The 530-nt window shown below is 42.5% G+C and carries 1 pseudogene; it reads left to right on the top strand.

Annotated elements, in window-relative coordinates:
• Window positions 1-127 precede the first annotated feature (127 nt).
• Window positions 128-241: pseudogene (locus IY568_RS24450) on the top strand (IS481 family transposase); the annotation flags it as partial.
• Between the last annotated feature and the right edge of the window lie 289 nt (window positions 242-530).

Here is a 530-nt window from a genome sequence, read left to right as displayed (position 1 = left end):
AGCTACGAAGACATTTTGGATCAGGTCAGTGAAGCATGGAATGCGTTTATCTCATGTGCTGACAGGGTGAAATCACTATGCTTTAGAGACTGGATAAAAATGACCAGTTAATTAATCAAAATGGTATTACTACAATAATGACCGAACTCATCAAGGAAAAAAATGCTGTGGCAGAACGCCACTTGAAACATTATTAGATGGGAAATCGCTCTGGGCTGAAAAGAATTTAGCCCAAATCTAGACTGACAATCACCGATTGAAAAACGGGTAACTGTCAGGTCAAGTCTGAGCTAGTACAGTTTATGATTAAAATTAGCGTAGTAGTAGGCATTTTGGAACCACCTGACTGGAAGGCCAGCCCCGCCCATGCCGAACTCAGTAGTGAAACGAAATAGCCGAAGGGTTGTCAACGATCACCGAAAACTGATCCACTTTCAGCCTGAATTCGATCATTTAAAATTGATCCACTTGCTTACTCAGGTATTGCGCCTGCTCGGCGCTTGTCTTTCAATCTGTAGCTTTCTCCACTC

This window comes from Pseudoalteromonas sp. PPB1, from assembly GCF_015356275.1.
Lineage (GTDB): Bacteria > Pseudomonadota > Gammaproteobacteria > Enterobacterales > Alteromonadaceae > Pseudoalteromonas > Pseudoalteromonas rubra_D.
This window is presented reverse-complemented; position numbering and strand designations above follow the sequence as displayed.